Raw genomic sequence first — 25,096 nt, forward strand, 5'->3', positions numbered from 1 at the left:
CCTGCGGCCTCAGGCGGGATTGGAGATTCGGGATTGGGGATTTGTTGATCCCGGCAGACCATGTGTTGCGGGCTTGCTGACGTTTGCACAGCCCCCTTCTGCGAATCTCCAATCCCGAATCCCAAATTCCCACTCCCGTCGCGCTTGTCACCGCCGCGACTTATCGTCGCAACATCCATGCCATCGCTCTCCCGGAAGCTAGACAAAACCGGAGAACGGGCATGCGCTACGCGATCGTTACCGAAACCTATCCCCCCGAAGTCAATGGTGTGGCGCTGACCGTGCACGGCCTGGAAACCGGCCTGCGCGCACGCGGACATCAGGTGGACGTGGTGCGCCCGCGTCAGAGCGGCGATACGGAACCGGCGACTGCATTGTTGGTGCGCGGCGCATCGCTGCCGCGCTATCCGGGGCTGAAATTCGGGCTACCGGCAACGCAGCGCCTCATCCGTCATTGGCGAATCACGCAACCGGATGCGATCTATGTGGCCACGGAAGGCCCCTTGGGCTGGTCGGCGATGCGTGCAGCGCGCCGGCTCGGCATCCCGGTCGCCACCGGCTTCCATACGCGTTTCGACGAATACCTGCCCGACTACGGCGCCGCCTGGCTGCAAGGCACCGCGTTGCGCTGGATGCGGCGCTTTCACAACCAGGCCGACGCCACCCTGGTGCCAACGCGCGAACTGCAGCAGTTCCTGCGCGAAGGCGGATTCGAGCGCGTGCAATTGCTGGCACGCGCGGTGGACAACCAGCAGTTCGATCCGGCGCGACGCGATCACGCGCTGCGTGCCGAATGGGGCATCGAAGGCGAAGGCTTCGCTGCAATCTACGTCGGACGCATCGCCAACGAAAAGAACCTGCCACTTGCCATCCATGCCTTTCGCAAGCTGCAGCAGATCCGCCCGAAAGCACGCTTCGTGTGGGTGGGCGATGGCCCAGCACGCGAAAAGATCGCGCACGAGAATCCCGATTTCATTTTCTGCGGCATCCAGCGCGGCGAGGCGCTGGCACGCCACTTCGCCAGCGGCGATCTGTTTCTGTTCCCCAGCCGCAGCGAGACCTTCGGCAACGTGACCCTCGAGGCGATGGCCAGCGGTGTGGCCACGGTCGCTTTCGATTACGGCGCCGCACGCGAGTATCTGCGCAGCGGTCACAGCGGCGCGGCAGTCGAGACCGACGCGGCGTTTATCCAGGCCGCCATCGCACTCACCGACGACGACGCGATGCGCCAGCGCATGGGCGCTGCGGCCGCGCAGGCGATGCAGAAACTGCACCCGGACAATGTGGTGTCCGACTTCGAAGCCTTGTTACTGGGCATCACCGCTGCACGGGGGCGTTATGTCGGCAACGCGGCTTGAGGTCTTACGCGGTCACGAAGCGCGCTGGTGCCGGCGCGCCAATCACTGGTGCCGACGCCACCCGGTGCGGCGCGCGTTCGCCACCATCAGCCGGCTCGGCGATGGGGTGTTCTGGTATGGCCTGATGGGCCTGTTGGTGCTGCTCGACGGCATGGACGGCGTGCGCGCATCTGCGCACATGGCGGCCACCGGCGTGCTCGCGCTGACCTTGTACAAGTCGCTCAAACGCTGGACGCGGCGGCCGCGCCCGTATGCAGCCGACGTGCGCATTCGCGCCTGGGTCGCGCCGCTGGACGAGTTCAGTTTTCCGTCCGGCCACACCTTGCACGCGGTGTCCTTCAGCATCGTGGCGCTGGCCTACTATCCGTGGCTGGCACCGTTGCTGGTGCCGTTTTCGGCGGGCGTGGCGCTGTCGCGGGTGGTGTTGGGGCTGCATTATCCAAGCGATGTGCTGGCCGCGACCGCGATCGGGGTGGTGCTGGCCAGTTTGTCGTTGTGGGGATTGCCGGTGTTGTTGGGGTGATGAATCAGGCCGGGTCGGCCCGAGTGATCCGCCCAGATAAGTAACGCGTCTCAGCACTCCCTTCTCCCCTCGGGAGAAGGTGCCCCGCAGGGGCGGATGAGGGTACGTGCGAAGCCTCGCGCACTCGCCGTAGAAGATCTCGCGCGAAGGTTGACAAAAAGCCAACACGCAGCAATTGCAACTTCAGCGTGTGGCTTCGCCCCGTACCCTCACCCCTACCCCTCTCCCACAGGGAGAGAGGATTTCGCTCCGTGCTTGTCCTGCTCACGCTGCCTACCCCAGCGTCCCGGTTCCCGTCCCGCGCTGCCGCCGTACAATGGCGCAATGACGACCCTGTTCATTTCCGACCTGCATCTGGATCCGGCCCGGCCGGCCATTACTGAGCTGTTTCTGGACTTCCTGCGCACGCAGGTACCCGGCAGCGACGCGCTCTACATCCTCGGCGATCTGTTCGAAGCCTGGATCGGCGATGACACCCCGTCGGCCGCCGCAGACGCGGTCGCCACTGCGCTGCATGCCGTCGCCGATAGCGGCGTACCGGTGTTCTTCATGGCGGGCAACCGCGATTTTCTGGTCGGCCAGACCTATGCGCAGCGTGCCGGCTTCCGCATCCTGCCCGACCCCACCGTCATCGAGCTGTACGGGCATCCGACGCTGCTGATGCACGGCGATCTGCTATGCACCGACGACACCGCCTATCAGGCGTTCCGTGCACAAACGCGCGACCCGGTGTTTCAGGCGCAGTTCCTGGCCCAACCGCTGGCCGCACGGGTGGCGTTCGCGCAGCAGGCGCGCAGCGCCAGCCAGGCGCGGCAATCGGAACTCAAGCAGGGCGATCAATCGCGCTTCGAAACCGTTACCGACGTGGCACCGGCCGAAGTGGAAGCGACTTTCGTACGTTACGGGGTGGATCGCTTGATCCACGGTCATACCCATCGCCCCAACGTGCACACGCTGCAGGCCGGTGGCCACACCTGCACGCGCATCGTGCTGGGCGACTGGTACGAACAAGGCTCGGTACTGCGTGTGGATGCCGATAGCATCGCGCTGGAGCAGTTGGCGCTTTAGCGTGGCTTAGAGAACCTAGCGAGCAAAGGCATCACTGCACGCTACGTGCATGCTCGGCGTAGTCGACAAAATCGGCATTGACCACGTCGTACCAGAGTACTGTGCCGTCGGCCTGGACGCGGAAGCGGTCACGTACCGGGCTGGTCTGCGGGTCGCCAGGGCAGTCGTTGCCATGGCGCTCGTGCACTGCGAATTCGAAGGCACCCGGAGTGGGCGCGTCGCCCTGTTCGGACAGGATGCTGATGCAGTTGTCCGGATAAAAATGATCGCTCTGCAAGCGCGCTTCCAGCACATGCAGCGCGCGCGCTTCGGCATCGTTGCCGGTGGGCGTTGCCGTCGCCACAGCAGCGGGCTTGGGTTGCGAGGGAGCTGGCTCGGCGGGCTGCTGTTTGCAGCCGGCAACCGCAAGTACGGCCAGGCACAGCGCCGCATAACGCAAGGACTTGGACATGAGTGCTCCGCTCCACAAGACAAGGCCGGCAGTTGCCGACGGTGCGCCTAGTCTGCGCTACACCCGCACGCGGGTGTAGCGGCAAAAGCCCGGCACATGGAGTGCCGGGCCGACAGCGAAACGCTCAACGTCAACCTCAGCGGAAGCCGGCAATCGTGGCCTTGGTGTTGACCAGCACGCGCTGATTGTCGGCGGTGCTGGCATTGCCCATCGGGATGCCGTTGTAGTTGATGTTGGGGTTGGACCAATAGTTCAGGCGCGGGCAACCGCTGCTGCAGTCGTAGGCCATGATGGTGCGCCAGCTATTGCCGTAGCGATAGCCGTGACCGTAGGCATACGGCGAGGTGCTCGGGTCGTTGGTGGCGTCGTGGCGTGCGCTCTGCAGGTGCCCGATTTCATGCGCAAAGCTGTAGTAGCCGGTGGCGCAATCCCAGTACACCGATGCAAACGCGGTTGCGGCGGTCGAACCAATACCCGATGCCAGTCCGCAGTAAGTGGCGTTGTTCAACACGATCACGCCCACATCGGCGGTATACGTGTTGCGGCTGGTGTGGATGCTGTCCATGTAACCGTCGTTGGTCACGCGGAAGCGCTGCAGGTCGGTGGTGAAGTTGCCGGTTTCGCTGTAGCTGGTGGTCTCGTAACGCGCCAGCTGCAGGGTGATGCCGACGTTGCTGTTGGTGTAGCCCTGGTTGGCCTCGGCCACCGCCAGCTGCACCAGCGCTTGCATGTTGCCGCCGTACGCAGTCACCGCCTGATTGGTGGCGACCACCAGCACGCGAATGGTCGCCGGGCTGCCGGACGAGGCGGCCGCTGCGGTGACACGACCTTCGCCGGGCATGTCGAACTTGGGCAGCAGGCTGTATTCGGCCGGATGCTCCTGCGGCATGCGCTGCTCATCCACCTGCACCAGCACGTGGCGACCATCGGCCAGCGGACGCAGGCGATAGAGTTTGCCGGCGTAGCGAATGGTGCCGGTGACGGTGTCGCCGCTACGCACCAGAATGGCCGAGTTCAGCGGATCCACACCCGACAGCGTGCGTGCACGCGTGCCAGCGCGTGGGCCCAGGTTGCCGTACCACACGCTATCGCCGCCTTCCAGGGCATCGACCTTGGCCTGGGTGGCGGTGATGGTCTGGCCGTCCAGTTGCAGTTCCAGCAGCTTTTCCGACGCGGTGACTGCGCCGGCATCGAGCTGGACCACCTGCGCGGTGGCTGTGGACGGTGAGCTCAACACCCGTTGCAGCGAGGGTTCGGTGGTGGCAGTGGCGGCTGCACTGCGGCTCAGCGCAGGACCGGATTGATACAGCGGTTTGCCGGCAGCGGCGGCCGAACCGGCCAGACACATGGCAATCAGACCCACCGTGGTGCACATCGACTTCGACTTCATCGTCTCTCTCTCCTTAGACATGGAAGTAACGGATGTGAAACACCGGGCCCCTGCCCCCGGGACGCCATTAAGGCCGGAGTGACAGTACACATTGCAAGTAGTTGCAAAGGAAAATTACAGTTCTGTGATGCTCGCCTTGAATGCATGCGATTCCGGCGGCTGCGCAGAGGGAACCCGCGCACATTTTTTCAGCCAGCCTGCTCCACCAGACTGGCCAACTCATCCTCATCGAAACCGGCAAGCAGCCGCGCTTCGATATTGAATGGTCCATGCAGATAGCCGCCGGCGTATTCGCGCAGTAGCGCCTTGAAACGCGCGCGCGGCTCGATGCCGGCCTGCGCGCAATACCAGCGATACCAGCGCGAGCCGGCCGCTACATGCGCCACTTCTTCGCGCAGGATGGTTTCCAGCACCTGCGCAGTGGCGATATCGCCGAGCGAGCGCAGCTTGACGATCATGGCCGGTGTCACGTCCAGACCACGCGCTTCCAGCACGCGTGGCACCAGGGCCATGCGTGCGAGGCCGTCATGCGCGGTTTTCTCGCACATTTCCCACAGGCCGTTATGCGCGGGGAAATCGCCGTAGTCGTGGTCGTGCGCCTGCAATCGCGCGCGCAGCAGCATGAAGTGACGCGATTCGTCGTCGGCCACCGCTACCCAATCCGCATAGAACGCATCCGGCAACCCGCGGAAGCGATACACCGCATCCCAGGCCAGATCGATGGCGTTGAGTTCGATATGCGCGATGGCGTGGATGAAGGCGGCGCGCCCTTCCGGCGTGCCCAATCCACGCCGTGGCACCTCGCGCGGATGCACCAGCACCGGCGTTGCAGGCCGGCCAGGCATGCAGATCGGCGCGGGGGGCGCGGCCTGCGGCGATGGCAACGACAGCGTGCCGGCGCGGAAGGCGGCCGCATGTCGCTGGGTCAGCGCGACCTTCTCCAGCGGATCGGCCGTTTGCAGGCAGGCGTGTGCGGCCTGCAAGAGATCCATCGTCACGTCAGCGCTCCGTCATTCGCCGGCAGCGCAACTCCACGACGCTGCCGCACCACCATCACGCGCGACGTTTGCGCTTGGCTTCGTCGGAGCGCAACTGCTGGATCCGCTGGAAATAACCCGGCTCGATCCCGGTGATGTACTCGCCGTTGAAGCACGAGGAATCGAACTGCTTGATATCCGGGTTGCCTTCGCGCACCGCCACTTCCAGGTCTTCCAGATCCTGATAGATCAGCCAGTCGCAGCCGAGGAATTCCTGGATCTCGTGCTCGCTGCGGCCATGCGCAATGAGCTCTTCGGCGGCTGGCATGTCGATGCCGTAGATGTTGGGGTAACGCACCGGCGGTGCGGCCGAGGCCAGATACACCTTGCGCGCACCGGCATCGCGCGCCATCTGCACGATCTGCCGGCTGGTGGTGCCGCGCACGATCGAGTCGTCGACCAGCAGCACCACGCGATTGCGGAATTCCAGGTGGATCGGGTTGAGCTTGCGGCGCACCGATTTCTGCCGTTCGCCCTGCCCCGGCATGATGAAGGTGCGGCCCACATAGCGATTCTTGACGAAGCCTTCGCGGTACTTCACCCCGAGCACGTTGGACATTTCCAGCGCCACATCGCGCGAGGTATCCGGGATCGGAATGATGGTGTCGATATCGTGATCCGGGCGCAGGCGCAGGATCTTCTCGCCCAGCTTCAGGCCCATGCGCATGCGCGCCTTGTGCACCGAGATGTTATCGATCATCGAATCGGGACGCGCGAAATACACGTACTCGAAGATGCACGGCGCATGGTCGGTGGGCGCGGCGCAGATTTCCGAAAACAGCTCGCCGCGCGCGGTGATCACCAGCGCCTCGCCGGGGCGCACGTCGCGCACGCGCTGATAGCCGAGGATATCCAGCGCCGCCGATTCGGAGGACACGATGTATTCGGTGCCTTCCGCGTGATCGCGCTTGCCCAGCACCAGCGGACGAATGCCGTGCGGGTCGCGGAATGCCACCAGGCCCAGGCCCAGCACCACGCTCACCACCGCATAGCCGCCCTTGCAGCGGCGGTGCACGCCGGCCACCGCGCGGATCGCCGCCTCGGGGGTGAGCATGCGCTGCGCGTCCAGCTCGTAGGCGAACACGTTCAGCAGCACTTCGCTGTCCGAATCGGTGTTGATGTTGCGGCGGTCGGCCTCGAACACCTGCTGGCGCAAGGCCTCAGTGTTGATCAGGTTGCCGTTGTGCGCCAGCGCGATGCCGTAGGGCGAGTTGACGTAGAACGGCTGCGCCTCGTCCATGCCTTCCGAACCTGCGGTCGGGTAGCGGCAATGCGCGATGCCGACGCGGCCTTCCAGTACCGCCATCTTCTTTTCGTCGAAGACATCGCGCACCAGGCCATTGGCCTTTTGCACGCGCAGGCGCGTGCCATCGGCGGTGGCGATGCCTGCGGCGTCCTGCCCACGATGCTGCAGGACGGTCAGGCCGTCATAAAGCTGCCCGGCGACGTTTTGGTTGCCGACAATACCGACGATGCCACACATGGTGCGCGTTCTCCGCTGCGGCTTGCGCCGTTACTGTGAAGGTGGCCGTGCCTGGCCTTGAGACTCGACCCGAGCCGGGTCGCTTTCTCCGCCGCGAATCTGCGCCGGATCGATATTGGCCGGCATCGCCTGCGTCGGATCGCGTCCGTCGCTGGCGGCTTTACCGGGTTGCCCAAGCGCACGCGTGATGGTGTCGCTCAGACCGGACCCGGACAGCGCCTTGCCCAGATCCGTATTATTGCCTGCCGAGGGCAACTTCCCCAACTCCGTTGGCAAGTTGCCGAGTTCCATCGATGGCATGTCCATCGACGGCATCCGCCAGGCCGGCAGTTGCGCCCGCATCCAGCCCGCACCCGGCGACAGCATCGGCATCAGCACCGATTGCCGCCACGCCGGCTCGCGCGGCAACGGGGTGAAGCTCATCAGCAGCACCAGCACGCTGGCCAGAAAGCCGCCGCGCACCACGCCCAGGCCGAAGCCGAGCATGCGGTCCATCCCGCCGAGCCGCACTGCGTCCACGCCGGCACGGATCACCATGCCGATCACCGCTACGGTGATCAGCACGCCGACGAACACCATCGCGTAGCCGCCGAACGACTCGGTGGCCGACGGATGCTTGCCGTCGGCGATCCAGCGCGCGGCCGAGCCGCCGAACTGGAATGTGGCCCAGCCCGCCAGCAACCACGACAGCGTGCCGACCACGATTGCGACAAAGCCGCGCAGCAAGCCCAACAGGGCCGACACCAGAATGATGACGCCCAGCACCATGTCGATCATTGCCAACTTCTCCGCGCGGCGCGCGCGCCGTTGCTGCAACTTGGCTCGGTGTTCATTGCGCTCCCCTCCATGGGTATGAGGCGGTCGGGAATCTGACAGCCACCGACGACATGTCGTGAGTGGCTGTCAGGCTTGATGCGGACGGCCTGCAGCACGCGCAGTGTACGAAGGGTCGCGCCGATGCAGATGTCTGATTCCGGCAACGCACACCCGATGGCGGCGCAGCCGTTTTACGGATGCGGACGCACCATGCCGGAAATGCCGACCTTGGCCGCCACCTGCGCACGCAGCTGTTCGGCATCGCCACGGTTGGCCACCGGGCCGACACGCACGCGGTTGAGCGCGCCCTTGTCGGTGCGGACCTGTTCGACAAAGGCGCTGAAGCCGGCGGCGCGTACGCGGTCGCGCAGGGCATTGGCGTCTTCGGCTCGGCCAAACGCACCTAACTGCACCGCAAAACCGACCGAACTGGCCGCAGGCGCTGCCGGCGCGGTAGGCGCAGCCACGACCGGCTTGGCAGGTTCGGGCTTGGCCGGCTCGGCTTTGGCGACCTCCGGCTTGGCCGGCACAGGCTTGGGCACTTCGGCCGGCTTGGGCGCGGCGGCTACCGGTTTGGCTGGCTCCGGCGGCAGGCTTTCGGTCTTGGTCGGCGCGGTGGTGCTGGCGGCTGCCACACTGCTGCTGGGCTTTGCGGCCGGTGCAGGCGTTGGTGCAGCTGCAGGCGCTGGCGCGGCGGCATTGGCATCCAGCGTTACCACCTGCGCGTTGACGTCGCCGCGCACCTTCACTGCCTGCAGGCGGGCCGATTCGGCCTGGGCCTGATCGACATACGGCCCCACGCGCACGCGCCACGCCGGGCGGCCGTTGATCTGGGTCTTTTCGCTGAAGCCCGGCAGTTGCGCCTGCTTGAGCCGCGCGATCACCGCATCGGCATCGGCACTGGTGGCGTAGGCACCGAAATTCACCGCGTAGTTGCCGGCGGCCACATCAGGGGCCGATGGCGCGCTGGAGGGCTTGGCCAGGTCGGCCGCATCCGGGTTGTCCTGCACCGCTGCCGGCGCCGTGGGGGCACCGCGCATGCCAAGCGCACCGCCGGCCGGCGCATCGCCCGGGGTGACCAGCGGCAATTCGCGGGTTTCGAACTCGCCATTGGCAGGCGCTGCGGGTGCCTCGAGCGGCACATCGGCCACGCCGCTCGACGGCGCAGGGCCCTTGACCAGCATCGGCAGGAAGATCACGGCAAGCGCCACCAGAACGATGGCGCCAATCAATCGCTGTTTCAGAGCAGTATCCACGTAAAGAGACGAGAGGCGGCGTGGCGGGTTGCCGCGGCGATTATAAGGCCGCAGCCGGGCTACCGACCTTGGTGGCCTGAATGAAGTGCGTGCAGCGCGTCGGCGACGGTATGAAACGAGCCGAACACCAGCACGCGATCACCTGGTTTGGCCGCCGCGAGTACCGCGCGCAGTGCGCTTGCGACGTCACGATGGCACGGCGCCTGCGCCGCGGCGGTGCCTTGCAGGCGTTGCTGCAGTGCCTCGGCCGACTGCCCACGTGCGCCTTCCAGCCCGGCTAGCACCCAGTGGTCGATCTGCGTGGCTACCGCCGCCACCACGCCCGGCACGTCCTTGTCTGCCAATGCGGCGTAGATCGCATACGTGCTGCCTGGGTGCGCTTGCGCGCCGAGTGCGTCGGCCAGCGCGCGCGCCGCCTGCGGGTTGTGGCCGACATCCAGCACCACCTGCACGCCAGCGACATCGATGCGCTGCAGGCGCCCGGCCACTTGCGCGTTGGTGATGCCCTGCGCCCAGGCCGCATGGGGTACCTCGACCGGCAATGCCTGCAGCGCGGCGATTGCGGCGGCGGCGTTGGCCAGTTGCACCGGCGCGTGCAGGGCCGGCATCGGGAGTTCCAGGGTCACTGCGACATCGCGCCAGCGCCAATGCTGCGGGTTGGAATGCTGTGCGTTGGATTGTTGTGCATCGGTTTGCTGCGCGGCGATCCGCTCGAAGAAGTAATCGCTGCCAGCGCGGATTGCATTGGCACCCAGCTGATAAGCACGCCGCAACACGCTCGACGGCGGATCGATTTCGCCCAGCACCACTGGTTTCCAGGCGCGGATGATGCCGGCCTTCTCGGTGCCGATCGCCTCGCGGTCTTCGCCCAGCCAATCGGTGTGGTCGATATCCACGGTGGTGATCACTGCCACATCCGAATCGATGATGTTCACCGCATCCAGACGCCCGCCCAGGCCGATTTCCAGCACCGCCAGGTCCAGCGCGGAGCGCTGCAACAGCCACAGCGCCGCCAGCGTGCCGTACTCGAAATACGTCAGTGCGGTCTCGCCGCGCGCCGCTTCGACGGCTGCAAATGCATCCACCAACTGTGCATCGCTAGCCTCGTCTCCGTCGATACGCACGCGCTCGTTGTAACGCAGCAGATGCGGCGAAGTGTAGGTACCCACCTTCCAGCCGGCCGCGCGCCCGATCGCCTCGATAAAGGCCACGGTCGACCCTTTGCCATTGGTGCCGCCGACGACGATGACGTGGGTGGCCGGCGCTGCAAGCTGCAAACGCGCAGCGACCTCGCGCACGCGCTCCAGGCCCATGGCGATGTTCTGCGGATGCTGTTGCTCGATGTAGGCGAGCCAGTCGGAGAGAGAGTTGGGTGCGTTCACGGCGAGGACTGCGCAGGAAGAACTGCATTATCGCGAATTTCCAGGCCGCCACGTGCTCGGACAAAAGACGACGGCGTGCTCAGGCACATGCGCTTGTCGTTGCCAAATCCAATTATCTGTGTCGAGACGTCCTCGCTCACGGAACGTCTTCGATCGCTGCAATCCGCATTCCCAGCACCGAGCGCTGACCGGTCAACACCACGGTCGTTTGCTGATCGGGATGCCGACGATACAGCGCCTCACTGATGCACAGATGGCTGGGGAACCGATCTTCCAGCGGCCCGCCACTCAATCGGTATTTGCACGAACGCCCGCTTTGAAAGTACTCAGTCTGCATGACATGCGTTTCTTGAAAACCGGCACCAGCGATGCGCGTGTACACCCACGGCGCACCTCGGGCCAGCATCAGCCAGCACACGCAGCCCAGCAACGGCGGCGCCACGACGATTGCCAGCAACGTATTGAACACGCCCTTGCTGACAACTGCCTTAAGTCGCCCGTAGCGGTAGGCATGCAGAAAAGGCAGGGCCGTCAGAATGGCTCCTGTCAGCACCATCGGCGCTACCCATTGCCGACCAGATAAAAAGGTGGCGGGGATGAAATCGCCGAAGACTCCCAGCACCAGCAGGCCTAAGAGTCCGAGCACCAGTGCCAGCTTGATGGGCTTTGTACGCTTGGAGGTTGCTCCACTGTTGCGCGCCACCGAACTGCTTACCCCCTTCCAATCGAAGCCTTACAACGCCCGATGCTTGGCTTCACCGAAAAACGGCGTGTGATGCGCGCAATCGTTCAGGCGCACCACTTCCAGATGATCCACGTCCTCGCCTTCGAGCAGGTTGAGCGTGGTCGGTGCCTGGCGGAAGGTCCACAGCTTCGACAACGGCAGCCCCAGAATCTTGCACAGGATCACGCGGTTGACCGCATCGTGCGCCACCACCAGCAAGGTGTCGTCGGCGCCCAGGCCATCGGCGGCGCGTACCAGCCCGCGCCAGCTGCGGTCCAGTACCTGACGCAAGGATTCGCCGCCGGGCATCAGCACCGTATCGGGCTCTTCGCGCCAAGCACGCAAGCGCGCCGGATCCTTGTCGTTGATCTCGCTGGCCAGCAAGCCTTCCCATTCGCCATGCGCGATTTCCTGCAGGTCCGCGTCGGTCTGCAGCAAGCTCTCGCGCGCACTGCCCAGCGCCAGCTTCGCAGTGGCCTGCGCACGCGACAGCGGCGATGCCACCGCGCGGGTGATCTCCAGCGACTGCAGACGCGCACCAAGCGCGGCGGCCTGGCCTTCGCCGACCGGCGACAGCGGGATATCGATCTGGCCCTGGTAACGGCCTTCGGCGTTCCACGGCGTCTCGCCGTGACGAGCAAGCAGGATGCGCATGCGCGAGAGATTCCTTGGGGGGAGGGTCCGGCTCGCCGCAGCGAAACGGGAGCGCATCATAACCCCTCCCGCCCCCGTGCCGGCCGGCCGCCTCAGCGCACGCCGAGTTCCTTCAACAGCTGCGGCGCCGGGGCGACTTCGGTCATGACCCAGCGCAGATACCGGCTATCCACGGCGATCATCCGGGTCATGGACGGATCGAAGATCCAGTTGCTGCTCACCGACTCCCAGTTCCCATCGAACGCCAGCCCAACCAGCTTGCCGTGGGCGTCCATCACCGGCGAACCGGAGTTGCCGCCGGTGATGTCCAGATCCGACAGGAAGTTGACCGGCACCGAGCCCAGCCGCTTGTCCTCGAGCCCGGCATAGCGCTTGGCCTTGACCGCCTCCAGCAACGCCTTGGGCGAATCGAACGGATCGGCGCCGGTGTCCTTGGCGGCCACACCTTCCAGAGTGGTGAACGGGGTATAGGCCACGCCATCCTTGGGGGTGTAACCCTTGACGTTGCCGAAGGTGATGCGCAGCGACAGGTTGGCGTCCGGATACACCGACTCGCCCTTGCTCTTTTTGTAATCGGCCAGGGCCTGCAAATACACCGGCCGCGCCTTGAGCTGCTCGCCGGTGTGCAGCTTGGTTTCGCGCTCGATCTGCAACAGCGCCGGAGTCACCGCCACCGCATATTGGATCGCCGGATCGGTACTAGCCTCGAACGCGGCACGATCGGCGGCCAGCCACTTCAGGCGGGCCTCGGTGCTGCCCAACGTGGTGGCATCGAGCTTGCCCAACGCGGCCTGCACGGCGGCCGCATCGCCGCCGCCCAGCCATTGGTCCAGTGCGGCAATGCGCTGGTTGGCGGGCAGCTTCAGATACTGGCTGAGCCAGTACTGCTGGAGCTGCCGATCCATGGCCGGCACGTAGCGGCGCTCCATCTGCTTCATCGTCCCTTCGATGGCGGGCAGGTCGCGGTCCTGGTACCCGGATTCGCGCTCGGCATTGGGCTTGGCGCGTTCCAGCGCCAGCCGATATAGCGTCACTGCCGCCCCCACCGTGCCGGTGGCGTCGAACTGCCGCAGCACGAAGTCGCGCTGCTGGGTGGCTTGGTCGCTTTTGAGCAATTTGACCAGGTTGTCATGCGCCGCGAGCGCCTGCCGCCCGCCTGCGCCACGCCCCTTCAGCCAGGCCAGCACCGCGGCTTCGTCGGCCTGCTTCTGCGCCTGCGCCCCGATGCGCTTGAAGCCTTCCAGTTGCCCATCGTAGTTCTTGGCGGCGTTATTGAGGCCGGCCACGGTGCTAGCGTATTTCACCTGGATGTCGGGATTCTGCTTGCCGGCCTGTTCGATCAGAGCGATCACGTCTTTGTAATGTCTGCCCACCACCGGATAGGTCCAGCCGGCGGTGTTGTCGAATTCGGCGGCCAGCGCGTAACGATTGGTACGGCCCGGGTAACCGGCCACCATCACGAAGTCGCCTGCGCCCAGCGGCTGGTCGGCAAACTTCAGATAGTGCTTGGGCTGGTACGGCACGTTGTCCTTGGCATAGGCGGCCGGCTTGCCGTCCTTGCCCACGTAGGCGCGGTAGAACGAAAAATCGCCGGTGTGGCGCGGCCACATCCAGTTGTCGATATCGCCACCGAACTTGCCCACGCTGCCTGGCGGCGCATAGGCCAAACGTACGTCCTTGATCTCCAGATTCTTGAACAGCCGGTAGGCATTTCCGCCGGCGAAGCTGAAGAACTGACAGCGGTAACCGGGCTGCGCCTCGCAGGCGGCGATCTGCTGCTTGCTGAAATCCTCCAGGGCCAGTGTGCGCTTGAGCGGATCATCGCCGGCTGTCGCCATCGCGGCCTTGGCAGGCGCGGTCACGTCGGTGATGGCATCGAGCACGTAGATGCGCGCGGTGGGGCCTGCGCTCAGTTCGTCGGCAGGTCTGGCGGCGCTGAAACCGTCCTTGATCAAATTCTTTTGCGCTGTGGAATTGAGCTGGATCGCGCCATAAGCACAATGGTGATTGGTCACCACCAGGCCCTGCGGCGACACGAAGCTGGCAGTGCAGCCACCCAGTGCGACCACCGCGCCCATCGGATCGCCGGTCAGGTCGGCCAGTTGCTGCGGCGACAGGCGCAAGCCGGCCTGCTGCAGCGGGCCGGCGATGTCGGGCAGTTGCTGCGGAACCCACATCCCCTCGCCTGCCTGTGCGGATGCCGCGAGCGCGAGTGTTGTCAGCATGGAAACGGCAAGCAGGTTCGGACGCATCGCACAGCCCCGGAAAGGTGAGCGTTACAGTGTAACCCTCACATCTGCAGCGGACCCCATGACCAACGGCAGGGTCCGCGCCCTGATCCAGCGCTCCTGCGGTGTGCTCGCTGCGCGCCGCCCCGCCTGCCGGGCAGGCGTCGTTCAGCCGTGGCCGGGCGCCGGCTCAGGCGCGACCGAACGCCGGGTCGCTGCGGCTGGGCTTGCCGGTTTCCAGATGCCCGGCCAGACGCCGGCGGAATGCCCCACCCGGCTGCTCCACGACAACGTCATACCAGTGATCGCTTGCTGCCAACGGCAGGCGGATGGTTTGCCGCTGGCCTGCGGCCAGCTGCACGGCGCGCGCGGTCGGGTCTGCGTAATCCAGTGCGCGCAGTTGCAGCGTGCACGGTTGGCGCCCGGCATTGCCGAGTTCCAGCACCAGCATTTCGCCGTCCTGCCTGGCTTCCAACCACGGCGCTGCCGATTGCGTCACAGCAGCTGCGAGTTCGCCAGCGAACTCGCGCAGGAATCCATTCGGCCCATGCACGCTCAAGGCATAGGCACCGTTGTATGTAGCGCCAAGCGGTACATCGTCGAGCTGCGTGCCGGGCAGCACGGTGTAGTACCACGGGCCGCCATTTGCAGCGCTGGTGTAGACGTTGAACGCGGCTGCAGCAGCGCCGCTGTTGACGAACTGCAGTTGCACGCCAGTGTCGTTCTGCACGCGTGCATGCACCTGCAAGGCGTACGGCAGCGCGCGCGCCGGACGTTGTCCCGGCTCCTGTCGCGGCATGCGCGCGGTGGTCGGCGGTACCGGCAGCGGTTTTCCGCTCACCGCAGCAGTGCGTGCGCGATAGTCGCCGATCGCCGGCAACGCGCTCAACGCCGAATCGTCCGGCTTGCGGAAATCGAACACGCTGGTCAGATCGCCGCTCACCGCACGCCGCCACGGGCTGATGTTGGGCTCGGCCACGCCGAAACGGCGCTCCAGCAAGCGCAGTACCGAGGTGTGATCGAACACCTGCGAATTGACCCAGCCGCCGCGCGTCCACGGCGAGATCACCAGCATCGGCACGCGGATGCCAAGGCCGATCGGCAGCCCCTCGTAGACTTCGCCACGCGTGTCGACATTGCTGCGCCCCATGCGCGCATCCAGCGCCGGCAATGGCGCGGGCACATGATCGAAGAAGCCGTCGTTCTCGTCGTAATTGATGATCAGCGCAGTCTTCGCCCAGACCTCCGGATTGGCGGTGAGCGCATCGATCAAACGCGCCACCAGCGATTCGCCGTAGGCCGGCGGTGCCTCCGGATGTTCGCAATAGGCAGTGGGCGGAACGACCCACGACACCTGCGGCAAACGATTGGCCTGCACGTCGGCGGCGATCGCGGCGACCAGATGCTCGGCCTGCGTGGTGGCGGCGTTTTCCGCGGTGGAACCGGGCACGCACGCACGCGCGCGCCGATAGCGTTCGTCGCCGGGCTGCAGATCGCGATAGTGCGAAAAATACGCCAGCGAGTTGCAGCCGAAGTTGTCGTATTCCTGATACACGCGCCAATCCACGCCCGCGGCCTGCAGGCGCTGCGCGTAGGTGGTCCAGTCCATCGCCGCGTAACCGGGTTTGTCGCGCGCCATGTCGGCGGTCCAGTTGCCGTCGTCGGCATTGGTCACCGCTTGCGCACCGACATTGCCCACGCTGGGGCCGCTGGTGCCGGTGAACAGATACATGCGATTGGGATTGGTCGGCCCGTGCAGCGAACAGAAATAGCCGTCGCAAATGGTGAACGCGTCGGCGAGCGCGTGGTAGTACGGAATGTCATGACGCTGGAAATACCCCATCGTCAATTCGCCCTTGTACGGCACCCAGGCGTCGTACTCGGCCCAGCGTGCCGGGTCCTGCCCGTGGCCGGCTTTCCAGGAGTGATCCAGGCTCTTGATCAACGGCGCGGAGGTGTTTTGTGAATCGAAGGCGAACGGCAGCAAGCGACGACCGTCCTTTGCCGGCTGGCTCCATACCGGATGCCCATCGCGCAATTGAAGCGGACGCGGATCGCCGAACCCGCGCACGCCGCGCAGCGCACCGAAGTAATGATCGAACGAGCGATTTTCCTGCATCAGGATCACCACGTGTTCGATGTCGCGCAGCGTGCCGGTGCGTGAGTTGGCCGGCAGCGCGAGTGCGCGGCCGATCGAAGACGGCAAGGCGCCGGCGGCGGTCAGCGCGGCGACGCGCTTGAGGAAATCACGGCGCGAGGGGGAAGACGTCATGGATGCGAAACCTGGCAGAAATACGGGTGCATGGCCGCAGGTGGCGGCTGGACACGACACGTATAGCGGGCGAGCGCGACAGTTTTAAGACAGCGACCGTCATCAATGTTTCATGAGTCGTTGACACCCTGCGTCGCGAAACGTCGGTCTTGCACCGTGCGTCCGCCCTCAGCCGTGCCCGAACAGGATTCCCCCATGACTTGCACTCGTCGTTTTCATGTCACTCCGCTGGCGCTCGCCCTGGCAGCGCTGCTTCCCGTCATGGCATCTGCCGCCACAACGGCTACCGATCCGGCTGCCGTTGCAGACGCACCGGTCGCGGATGCGCCGGTCACCACCGCCGATACCGCAACCAATGCCACCCAGCTGGATGCGATCAACGTGGTCTCGCAAGGCAGCACGCGCCAGGTGCAGCGCATCAGCCGGCAGGACATCGAGCAGTTGACACCGGGCAGCAGCGCCTTCAAGGCAGTGGAAAAATTGCCGGGCGTGCAGTTCCAATCGGCCGACCCGTTCGGCACCTATGAATGGTCCACGCAGGTGACCTTGCATGGCTTCGATCAAAGCCGGCTCGGTTACACGCTAGATGGCATTCCGCTCGGCAACATGAGCTACGGCGTCACCAACGGCCTGCACATTACTCGCGCGATCATTTCGGAAAACCTCGGCTCGGTGGAAATCGCGCAAGGCGCCGGCGCACTCGGTACTGCGTCCAACACCAATCTCGGCGGCACCATGCAGTTCTATTCGGCCGACCCGCAGACCACGCCCGGCCTGCGGCTGGTGCAGACAGTGGGTAGCGATGCGACGCGTCGCACCTTCGTGCGCGGCGACACCGGCGATCGCAATGGGTTGTCGGCATATCTGTCCTATGCCAATGCCACCACCGACAAGTGGAAGGGCTTTGGCGACCAGCAGTCCGAGCAGGCCAACCTCAAGACCGTGTATCAATGGGGCGACGGCAATCGTCTGAGCCTGTTTGTGGATACTTCGCGGCGCAAGGAATACGACTACATGGATCTGTCGTTGACCAGCCAGCGCGCGCTGGGCTGGGACTACGATTATCTGCAGCCGGATTGGGCCACTGCGGTGCAGATGGCGCGTGCGTATCAAAACACCGGTGCCACCAGCGGCGTGGCCAACGGCTACCCGCAATCGCTGGCGGGGCTGCCCGATGATTACAGTTGGTTGGATGCCAGCTACTACGCAGGCGGTGGTCTGCGTCGCGACAACCTGGCAGGCTTGTCGGGCACGTTCGTGTTCGGCGGTGCAACCCTGGATGCTGCCGGCTACTACCACGCCAATCGCGGCGAGGGGCAATGGGTGACGCCGTATGTCGTCACCTCGGCGCAGATCCCGGTGTCGATGCGCACCACCGACTATGGCCTGGACCGTTTCGGCGGTACCAGCGCACTGAAGTGGTCGTGGGGCAATCACGATCTGGAAGCCGGCGTGTGGGCCGAGAATGCACGCACCACGCAAGGGCGCAATTACTTCGCGCTGGGCAACGAGGGCTACACCTCTCTGTACAACGTGTACGAAGCGCAGACCCCATTCCGTCGCGACTTTTTGCAGCGCTATACCACCCAGACCCGCATGCTGTACCTGCAGGACACCGTGCGCCTGCTCGACGATCGCCTGACCCTCAACTACGGCGCAAAGGCGCTCAGCACCACCACGCGTGCGCAATCGCTGGTGCCGACAACCGCGCTTGCACAGGGACGCATCCGCGCTGAAGACAACTTCCTGCCGCAGGTTGGCGTGAACTACAAGCTCGACGAGCGCCAGGACATCTACGCCTCCTACAGCAAGAATATCGCCGCCTTCGGTTTCACCCCGTTCGGCACCTCGCAAGCCGCGTTCGACCGCAGCCGCTCGACGCTGGAGCCGGAAGAATCGCAGACCGTGCAGGTGGGCTACCGCGTGCAGGATGCGCAGTTCCAGCTGTCGGCCGACGCCTACTTCACCAAGTTCTCCAACCGCTTGTTGACCACCTCGCCGTGCACCGCGGTGCAGACCTGCGCGGCGATCCTGAGCAATGTCGGTGCAGTGCATAGCGCCGGTGCCGACCTGGCGTTGATGTGGCGCCCGATGGAAGGCCTGAGCTGGTTGAACTCGCTGTCGTGGAATCGCTCGCGTTATCAGGACGACTACCTCAACAACGGCGTGGTCGCCACCTCCGGCAAGGACGTGGTCGGCATCCCGGCGTTGATGTTCTCCTCCAGCGCCAGCTACCAACTCGGCAACCTGCGCCTGGATCTGGACGGCAAGTACGTCGACAAGCGCTACATCACTTTCCTCAACGATTCGCAGGTGCCCTCGTACTGGCTGTTCAACGCCGGCGCGCGTTACGACTTCGGTCGTGTGGGCGGAGTGGCCGATGTGGCGCTGGCGCTCAACATCACCAACCTCACCGACAAGCGCTACTTCGCCAGCACCGGCACCAACGGCTACGTCGCCTCCGATCCGGATGGCTACAACCAGACCATGGTCGTCGGCGCGCCGCGGCAATACTTCATGAGTCTGGATGTGAAGTTCTGAGTTGCCGGCGCCTTTTCCCCTCTCCTGCGGGGCGAAAAGGCGCGGCTTGCGCGCCACTGGCGCGCGTGGCTGGGAGCGTCCGCGCCGCAAGCGCGGGCCGGGCCGGGCCGGGCCGGGGCGCGGAGCGGGGGTTTGGGTGAGGGTACGGGCGAAGCAGTCGGCGCGTCACTTCTGAAGGCGCGTAGCGACGCGTTGGTCATTGCAGGCACTGGTAAATCTCTGAGGCGCCCTTCATCCGGCGCTGCGCGCCACCTTCTCCCGATGGGAGAAGGACTACATCGGCCCCTACCCCGCCATGATCCGGGTCAGCCAACACCGTCAATTCCCGCACCGCCGCATGGCGCAAACCTCGCGACGCCTATAATCGCCGCCTTACTTTCACTCAGCAGGTCCCGCCAGATGGCGCAGACGATGAAGGCGCTGGTCAAGCGCGAAGCGAACAAGGGCATCTGGCTGGAACAGGTTCCCGTCCCCAGCCCGGGCCCCAACGAGGTGCTGATCAAGCTGGAAAAAACCGCAATCTGCGGCACCGATCTGCACATCTACCTGTGGGACGAGTGGAGCCAGCGCACCATCACACCCGGCCTGACCATCGGCCATGAGTTCGTCGGCCGTGTGGCCGAGCTCGGTTCGGCCGTGACCGGATACCAGGTCGGCCAGCGCGTCTCGGCCGAAGGCCACATCGTCTGCGGCCATTGCCGCAACTGCCGCGGTGGCCGCCCACATCTATGCCCCAACACGGTCGGCATCGGCGTCAACGTCAATGGCGCATTTGCCGAATACATGGTGATGCCGGCCAGCAACCTGTGGCCGATCCCCGACCAGATTCCCTCCGAGCTGGCCGCGTTCTTCGACCCCTACGGCAACGCCGCGCACTGCGCGCTGGAATTCGACGTCATTGGCGAGGACGTGTTGATCACCGGTGCCGGCCCGATCGGCATCATTGCCGCCGGCATCTGCAAGCACATCGGTGCGCGCAACGTGGTGGTCACCGACGTCAACGATTTCCGCCTCAAGTTGGCCGCCGACATGGGCGCCACCCGCGTGGTCAACGTCTCCAAGACCTCGCTCAAGGACGTCATGGCCGACCTGCACATGGAGGGCTTCGACGTGGGCCTGGAAATGAGCGGCAACCCGCGTGCCTTCAACGACATGCTCGACTGCATGTATCACGGCGGCAAGATCGCCATGCTCGGCATCATGCCGCGCGGCGCCGGCTGCGACTGGGACAAGATCATCTTCAAGGGCCTCACCGTACAGGGCATCTACGGCCGCAAGATGTACGAGACCTGGTACAAGATGACCCAATTGGTGCTGTCGGGTTTCCCGCTGCACAAGGTGCTGACCCATCAACTGCCGATCGACGACTTCCAGAAGGGCTTCGACCTGATGGAAGAAGGCAAGGCCGGCAAGGTCGTGTTGAGCTGGAACTGATCGGCCAATACGCTTGAACGCAAAAGGCGCCGCGAGGCGCCTTTTGCGTGTCCATCTTCAGAGTGCTGACAAACGCAGCGGGCAATCCTCAGGTGCGAGCGGAGCGCTTCAAGAACGCAGGGTCGGCGAGGATTGCAGGCAAAGGCTCAGTGGGTCGAGGGCGCGGTGCCCTTACCGCTCGCGGGACACGCCGCAAGTACGTCCGTGTAGGCTCGGTGGCGGCATCCATGCCGCCACACGGTCCCGCAATCGGTGAGGACACCGCACCAGACAGTTTGCTGGTTGCTTGGAAAAGAGCTACGCGCACCGACTATCTCGACTGGTCCTTGCCCGCCCACCGTCGCGGGACCTTACGCGGCATGGATGCCGCGTAAGAGCCTACACGGACGTACTTGCGGCGTGTCCCGCGATGGTGGACGGACAAGGGCCCTGCAACCAAGCCGCAGATCAGCCGCTCTACAAGCGACTTGTCTGCACTGTGCAAGCACTCCAAAACAAGCCAGCCGAAATCTAGATTCCTAAGCATCCCTTAGATGTAGATGCTGAAGCATCCGAGCATCAACTCTTCCCGCCTCACAACTACACAACCAATTGGTCAGAGCGGCTATTTAGTCGATCGCCATCAAGGCCAGGTGACCGTGGCAGTCGCCACCAGATGGTTCTGCGAATTCTGCCGACCGAAGCCGAATTCGGCCGCTTCGCTGGTGTCGTAATAGCCCACGCTCAAACCCAGCGGACCGAACGCCTTGCCGACATTCACGCCGAAGTCGTTGTAGTCGTGATCCACCTGACTGAGCGCCGAGGTGTATACGCTGTGCCCGGCGTGCGCGCCGAAAGTGAAGTCGTACGGCAACGTCCAGTTGGCATCGAGTGCGTAGTAATAGCCGTCGGTCTTCGACCCATACAGATCGTTGGTATAGGCAACGGTCAAGCTATAGGTCTTCAAAAACGTGGTCTTGGTGATCAGTTCGGCGTAGTTGGACGCGCCCGCTCCCAGGTACTGGTAGCGGTTGACCATCACATCGAAATTCCAGTTCGTGCCCAGATCGGTGTTGTAGCCCACAAAGCCATCCACTTCCCAATCCGGATCGCCCGCACCGTAATCGACATTGGAGGTCCAGGTGCCGATGTACACGCCGAACGGCGTTGTGTACGTGAGTCCAGCCTGGAAGGCGGGCTCTTCATTGGTCTGCGAGATACCACGGAACAGATAATCGCTGGTGACCGCAAAGGTGCCACTGAAGGGCGACGCTGGCGCTTCTTCATCCTGCGCATGCGCCAACGGCACGACACCGAGCAACAGCAACGACAGACAACACGCGAGGGGGGACGGCTTCATGGAGCATCTCCTGGGACGATGGGCGGTCGGATGACGCGAAGCGAGGTTGCAGTGACTTTATTAGTCCAACTGTCATTGCAGCGCAACATCAACGTCGTGCGCCTTTGAACCAGCACACAGGCTTTAACCAGCGAGGGTGCTGATCAGGATGCCCATCTCATCGACTGAATGCGCAGGATCTTGAGATTGGGGATTGGGGATTCGTAATGCCAAAACAAAGGCGGATCCCGCTCTGCGAATCCCAAATCCCAAATCCCCATTCAATGCCGGCCCCAGCCGGCGTTGAATCACACCGGAAACACCCCGTAATGCCGCGCCGCCAGCCTTAGCTGCTGCCCTGGCTGAAAACTCCCCGCCGAGGCCGGCAGTTCCACTTCCACCTCGTTGCCCGCCGGCTCCAGCGTTGCGCGCAGACGCAGACGCGCCCCGCTGCGCTGCGACCAAGCCACCGTCGCCGGCCAACCGGCGTCATCGGGCACCAGATCTTCCGGTCGCACATACACCTCGACCGGGCCGGCAGCCAACGCGGCATTGGCCGCCGGCAATGCATGCCCGGCCACCTGGATCCGACCTTCCGCCAGCACACCAGGAATGCGGTTCACCGCGCCCACGAACGAATATACGAACGGCGAGGCCGGCTTGTCGTAGATCATCGCCGGGGTGTCGAGCTGCTCGATGCGGCCGCGGTTGAGGATCGCCACCCGGTCGGCCAGTTCCAGCGCTTCTTCCTGATCGTGGGTCACGAACACCGTGGTCAGACCGGTACGTTCGTGCAGCTCGCGCAGCCAGCGGCGCAGGTCGCGGCGCACCTGCGCATCCAGCGCACCGAATGGCTCGTCCAGCAACAGCACACGCGGCTCGATCGCCAACGCACGCGCCAGTGCCACACGCTGACGCTGACCACCGGACAGCTGGGTGGGATAGCGCTGCTCCAGGCCATGCAACTGAACCAGCGCCAGCAATTCTTCCACGCGTGCGCGAATACGCGCTTCAGCCCAACGCTCGTTACCGCGCCGCACCCGCAAGCCGAAGGCGATGTTCTCGAACACGTCCATATGCTTGAACAACGCGTAGTGCTGGAACACGAAGCCGACCCGGCGCGACTGCACACTCATGCGCGTGGCATCTTCATCGCCGAACAGCACCTGCCCGCCATCGGCATGCTCCAGCCCGGCCATGATGCGCAACAACGTGGTCTTGCCTGAGCCCGACGGCCCCAGCAGTGCCAGCAACTCACCCTGACGCACGTCCAGGGTGATGTCGTCCAACGCGGTGAACGTGTCGAACTGCTTACGCAGGCGGTGGATGCGGATGCCCATGTTCACCTCAATGTCGGTGGTTGGCGGCGAGCGAATCGCCATGCCGCCATTCCAGATACGTCTTCAGCGCCAGCGTCAGCAGCGCGGTCAATGCCAGCAGCGAGGCACACGCAAACGCGGCGCTGTAGGCGTATTCGTTGTAGAGAATTTCCACATGCAAGGGCAGCGTGTTGGTACGCCCGCGGATATGCCCGGACACCACCGACACCGCACCGAACTCGCCCATCGCGCGCGCCGCGCACAGCAGCACGCCGTACATCAGGCCCCAACGGATATTGGGCAAGGTCACCCGCCAGAACATCTGCCAGCCGCTCGCGCCCAGGCTCAATGCCGCCAGTTCTTCATCGCTGCCTTGCTGCTCCATCAACGGCATCAGCTCGCGCGCGATAAACGGAAACGTGACAAAGGTCGTCGCCAGTACGATGCCCGGCAGCGCGAATACGATGCGCGGCAGCTGAATCAGCATCTCGCCAAAAAACGGCAGCTGCAGCTGCCAACCTTCGTCGATCAACGGCCACGCCCAACCGCTGCGCCCGAAGATCAGCACGAAGATCAAACCCGCCACCACCGGCGACACCGAGAACGGCAGATCGATCAGGCTGATCAGCAAGCGCTTGCCGGGAAAGCGATGCTTGCTCACCGCCCACGCCGCAGCCACCCCGAATACCAGATTCAGCGGCAGCACGATCGCAGTCACGACCAAGGTCAGCTTGATCGCTGACAACGCATCCGGATCGACCACCGCGCGCAGGAAAGTTTCCCAACCACCCCGCAGCGCCTCGGCAAACACCAGCACCAGCGGCAGCAGCAAAAACGCCAGCAGGAACAGCAGCGCGCCCAGAATCATCAGCCACTGCACCCAGCGGGGCTCGTTGGTGGCCGAGTCGGTGATGCGGCGCGCCTGTTCGGTCATTGTGCGGTTCTGCAGCATGGAGGGCAGCGACGAAACAGCATCGTTCATGCAGGCCTCCGTTGATAGCGCAGCAGGCGTGCCTGCAGCGTATTGACCACCAGCAGGATCACGAACGACAGCAGCAGCATTGCCGCCGCAATCGCGGTGGCGCCGGCATAATCGAATTCTTCCAGCCGGATGGTGATCAGCAGCGGCGCGATCTCGGTGGAATTGGGCAGATTGCCGGCGATGAAGATCACCGAGCCGTACTCACCCACGCCGCGTGCGAAGGCCAGCGCAAACCCGGTCAGGACCGCTGGCCACAGACCCGGCAACACCACCCGCCAGACCGTCTGCCAGCGCGACGCACCAAGCGTGGCGGCGGCCGCTTCCAGTTCACGCTCGCTCTCGGCCAGCACTGGCTGCACCACCCGCACCACGAACGGCAGGCCGACAAACACCAGCGCCAGCACGATCCCCAACTGCGTATAGGCGACCTTGATACCGATCGCCTCCAGCCAGCGCCCGACCCAGCCGTTGCCGCCATACAACGCAGTCAGCGCAATACCGGCCACTGCGGTGGGCAACGCGAATGGCAGATCGATCACCGCGTCGAAGAAGCGCTTACCCGGGAAGTTGTAGCGCACAAACACCCACGCCACCCAGGTGCCCATTAGCGCGTTGAAGGCGCCGGCCACAAATGCCGTACCGAAGCTCACCCGCAACGCCGACAACACCCGTGGCTCGCTCCACACCCGCCACAGGCCGTCCCAACCCAATCCGCTGGTTTTGATGAAGATGCCCAGCAGCGGGATCAACACAATCAATCCCAGCCAGGTCAGCGTAATTCCAAGACTCAAGCCCAACCCCGGCATCACGCGTCGGCGCGATGACGGCGCTGGATGGGGAGCAACCGACATCTGCATTGC

At 64.6% G+C, this 25,096-nt stretch carries 20 protein-coding genes; 5 read left to right on the forward strand and 15 right to left on the reverse strand.

The window, feature by feature from the left end:
• Positions 1 to 221 precede the first annotated feature (221 nt).
• The 3 genes from AC1PLU_RS17490 to lpxH all read left to right on the forward strand — a co-directional run bounded on the left by AC1PLU_RS17490 (position 222) and on the right by lpxH (position 2,949).
• Positions 222 to 1,358, forward strand: a complete 1,137-nt coding sequence (locus AC1PLU_RS17490; RefSeq protein ID WP_481093726.1) for a glycosyltransferase family 4 protein — start codon at positions 222 to 224, stop codon at positions 1,356 to 1,358.
• Positions 1,339 to 1,881, forward strand: a complete 543-nt coding sequence (locus tag AC1PLU_RS17495; RefSeq protein WP_043909856.1) for a phosphatase PAP2 family protein — start codon at positions 1,339 to 1,341, stop codon at positions 1,879 to 1,881. The genes AC1PLU_RS17490 and AC1PLU_RS17495 overlap by 20 nt, the downstream gene beginning before the upstream one ends.
• Positions 1,882 to 2,205: 324 nt before the next feature.
• Positions 2,206 to 2,949 (forward strand): UDP-2,3-diacylglucosamine diphosphatase, encoded by a 744-nt coding sequence (gene lpxH, locus AC1PLU_RS17500; protein WP_481093727.1) that lies wholly within the window; start codon positions 2,206 to 2,208, stop codon positions 2,947 to 2,949.
• A gap of 31 nt (positions 2,950 to 2,980) precedes the next feature.
• On the opposite strand, the gene AC1PLU_RS17505 is transcribed toward lpxH, so the two are convergent.
• The 11 genes from AC1PLU_RS17505 to AC1PLU_RS17555 form a co-directional block, all read right to left on the reverse strand.
• Positions 2,981 to 3,400, reverse strand: a complete 420-nt coding sequence (locus AC1PLU_RS17505; protein ID WP_481093728.1) for a hypothetical protein — start codon at positions 3,398 to 3,400, stop codon at positions 2,981 to 2,983.
• 136 nt (positions 3,401 to 3,536) lie between these two features.
• Positions 3,537 to 4,790 carry a zinc-dependent metalloprotease gene (locus AC1PLU_RS17510; protein WP_481093729.1) on the reverse strand — a complete coding sequence of 418 codons (1,254 nt, stop codon included), beginning with the start codon at positions 4,788 to 4,790 and terminating at the stop codon, positions 3,537 to 3,539.
• Positions 4,791 to 4,978: 188 nt separating this feature from the next.
• Positions 4,979 to 5,782: a ferritin-like domain-containing protein gene (locus tag AC1PLU_RS17515; RefSeq protein WP_481093774.1), complete on the reverse strand. Its 804-nt coding sequence runs from the start codon at positions 5,780 to 5,782 to the stop codon at positions 4,979 to 4,981.
• 61 nt (positions 5,783 to 5,843) lie between these two features.
• Positions 5,844 to 7,310: an amidophosphoribosyltransferase gene (gene purF / locus AC1PLU_RS17520; protein WP_006449393.1), complete on the reverse strand. Its 1,467-nt coding sequence runs from the start codon at positions 7,308 to 7,310 to the stop codon at positions 5,844 to 5,846.
• Between the two features lie 30 nt (positions 7,311 to 7,340).
• Entirely contained in the window at positions 7,341 to 8,087 is a 747-nt protein-coding gene (locus tag AC1PLU_RS17525; protein WP_023902856.1) for a CvpA family protein, read from the reverse strand.
• Between the two features lie 230 nt (positions 8,088 to 8,317).
• On the reverse strand, positions 8,318 to 9,382 hold the full coding sequence (locus tag AC1PLU_RS17530; protein WP_481106886.1) for an SPOR domain-containing protein: 1,065 nt from the start codon (positions 9,380 to 9,382) through the stop codon (positions 8,318 to 8,320).
• A gap of 59 nt (positions 9,383 to 9,441) precedes the next feature.
• The gene (folC, locus tag AC1PLU_RS17535) at positions 9,442 to 10,764 is read right to left on the reverse strand and encodes a bifunctional tetrahydrofolate synthase/dihydrofolate synthase (RefSeq protein ID WP_481106887.1); all 1,323 of its coding nucleotides are present in this window, start codon (positions 10,762 to 10,764) and stop codon (positions 9,442 to 9,444) included.
• 136 nt (positions 10,765 to 10,900) lie between these two features.
• On the reverse strand, positions 10,901 to 11,410 hold the full coding sequence (locus AC1PLU_RS17540) for a hypothetical protein (protein ID WP_481108547.1): 510 nt from the start codon (positions 11,408 to 11,410) through the stop codon (positions 10,901 to 10,903).
• Between the two features lie 87 nt (positions 11,411 to 11,497).
• Entirely contained in the window at positions 11,498 to 12,142 is a 645-nt protein-coding gene (locus AC1PLU_RS17545) for a histidine phosphatase family protein (protein WP_115039917.1), read from the reverse strand.
• 92 nt (positions 12,143 to 12,234) lie between these two features.
• On the reverse strand, positions 12,235 to 14,319 hold the full coding sequence (locus tag AC1PLU_RS17550) for a S46 family peptidase (RefSeq protein ID WP_481108548.1): 2,085 nt from the start codon (positions 14,317 to 14,319) through the stop codon (positions 12,235 to 12,237).
• 241 nt (positions 14,320 to 14,560) lie between these two features.
• Positions 14,561 to 16,642 (reverse strand): phosphocholine-specific phospholipase C, encoded by a 2,082-nt coding sequence (locus AC1PLU_RS17555; protein WP_481093734.1) that lies wholly within the window; start codon positions 16,640 to 16,642, stop codon positions 14,561 to 14,563.
• A gap of 105 nt (positions 16,643 to 16,747) precedes the next feature.
• On the opposite strand from AC1PLU_RS17555, the gene AC1PLU_RS17560 reads away from it, so the two are divergent.
• On the forward strand, positions 16,748 to 19,183 hold the full coding sequence (locus AC1PLU_RS17560; protein ID WP_481093735.1) for a TonB-dependent receptor: 2,436 nt from the start codon (positions 16,748 to 16,750) through the stop codon (positions 19,181 to 19,183).
• A 399-nt stretch (positions 19,184 to 19,582) separates the two neighbouring features.
• Complete coding sequence (tdh, locus tag AC1PLU_RS17565; protein ID WP_176339517.1) at positions 19,583 to 20,617, forward strand: L-threonine 3-dehydrogenase; 1,035 nt, start codon at positions 19,583 to 19,585, stop codon at positions 20,615 to 20,617.
• A gap of 622 nt (positions 20,618 to 21,239) precedes the next feature.
• On the opposite strand, the gene AC1PLU_RS17570 is transcribed toward tdh, so the two are convergent.
• The 4 genes from AC1PLU_RS17570 to cysT form a co-directional block, all read right to left on the reverse strand.
• Complete coding sequence (locus AC1PLU_RS17570) at positions 21,240 to 21,956, reverse strand: TorF family putative porin (protein ID WP_006452587.1); 717 nt, start codon at positions 21,954 to 21,956, stop codon at positions 21,240 to 21,242.
• A 287-nt stretch (positions 21,957 to 22,243) separates the two neighbouring features.
• Entirely contained in the window at positions 22,244 to 23,275 is a 1,032-nt protein-coding gene (locus AC1PLU_RS17575; RefSeq protein ID WP_023902846.1) for a sulfate/molybdate ABC transporter ATP-binding protein, read from the reverse strand.
• 7 nt (positions 23,276 to 23,282) lie between these two features.
• On the reverse strand, positions 23,283 to 24,236 hold the full coding sequence (gene cysW / locus AC1PLU_RS17580; RefSeq protein WP_481093736.1) for a sulfate ABC transporter permease subunit CysW: 954 nt from the start codon (positions 24,234 to 24,236) through the stop codon (positions 23,283 to 23,285).
• Positions 24,233 to 25,093, reverse strand: a complete 861-nt coding sequence (gene cysT / locus AC1PLU_RS17585; protein WP_043888978.1) for a sulfate ABC transporter permease subunit CysT — start codon at positions 25,091 to 25,093, stop codon at positions 24,233 to 24,235. Before cysT ends, cysW begins: the two co-directional genes overlap by 4 nt.
• Positions 25,094 to 25,096: the final 3 nt, after the last annotated feature.

It is taken from the genome of Xanthomonas sp. NCPPB 2933, assembly GCF_056725225.1.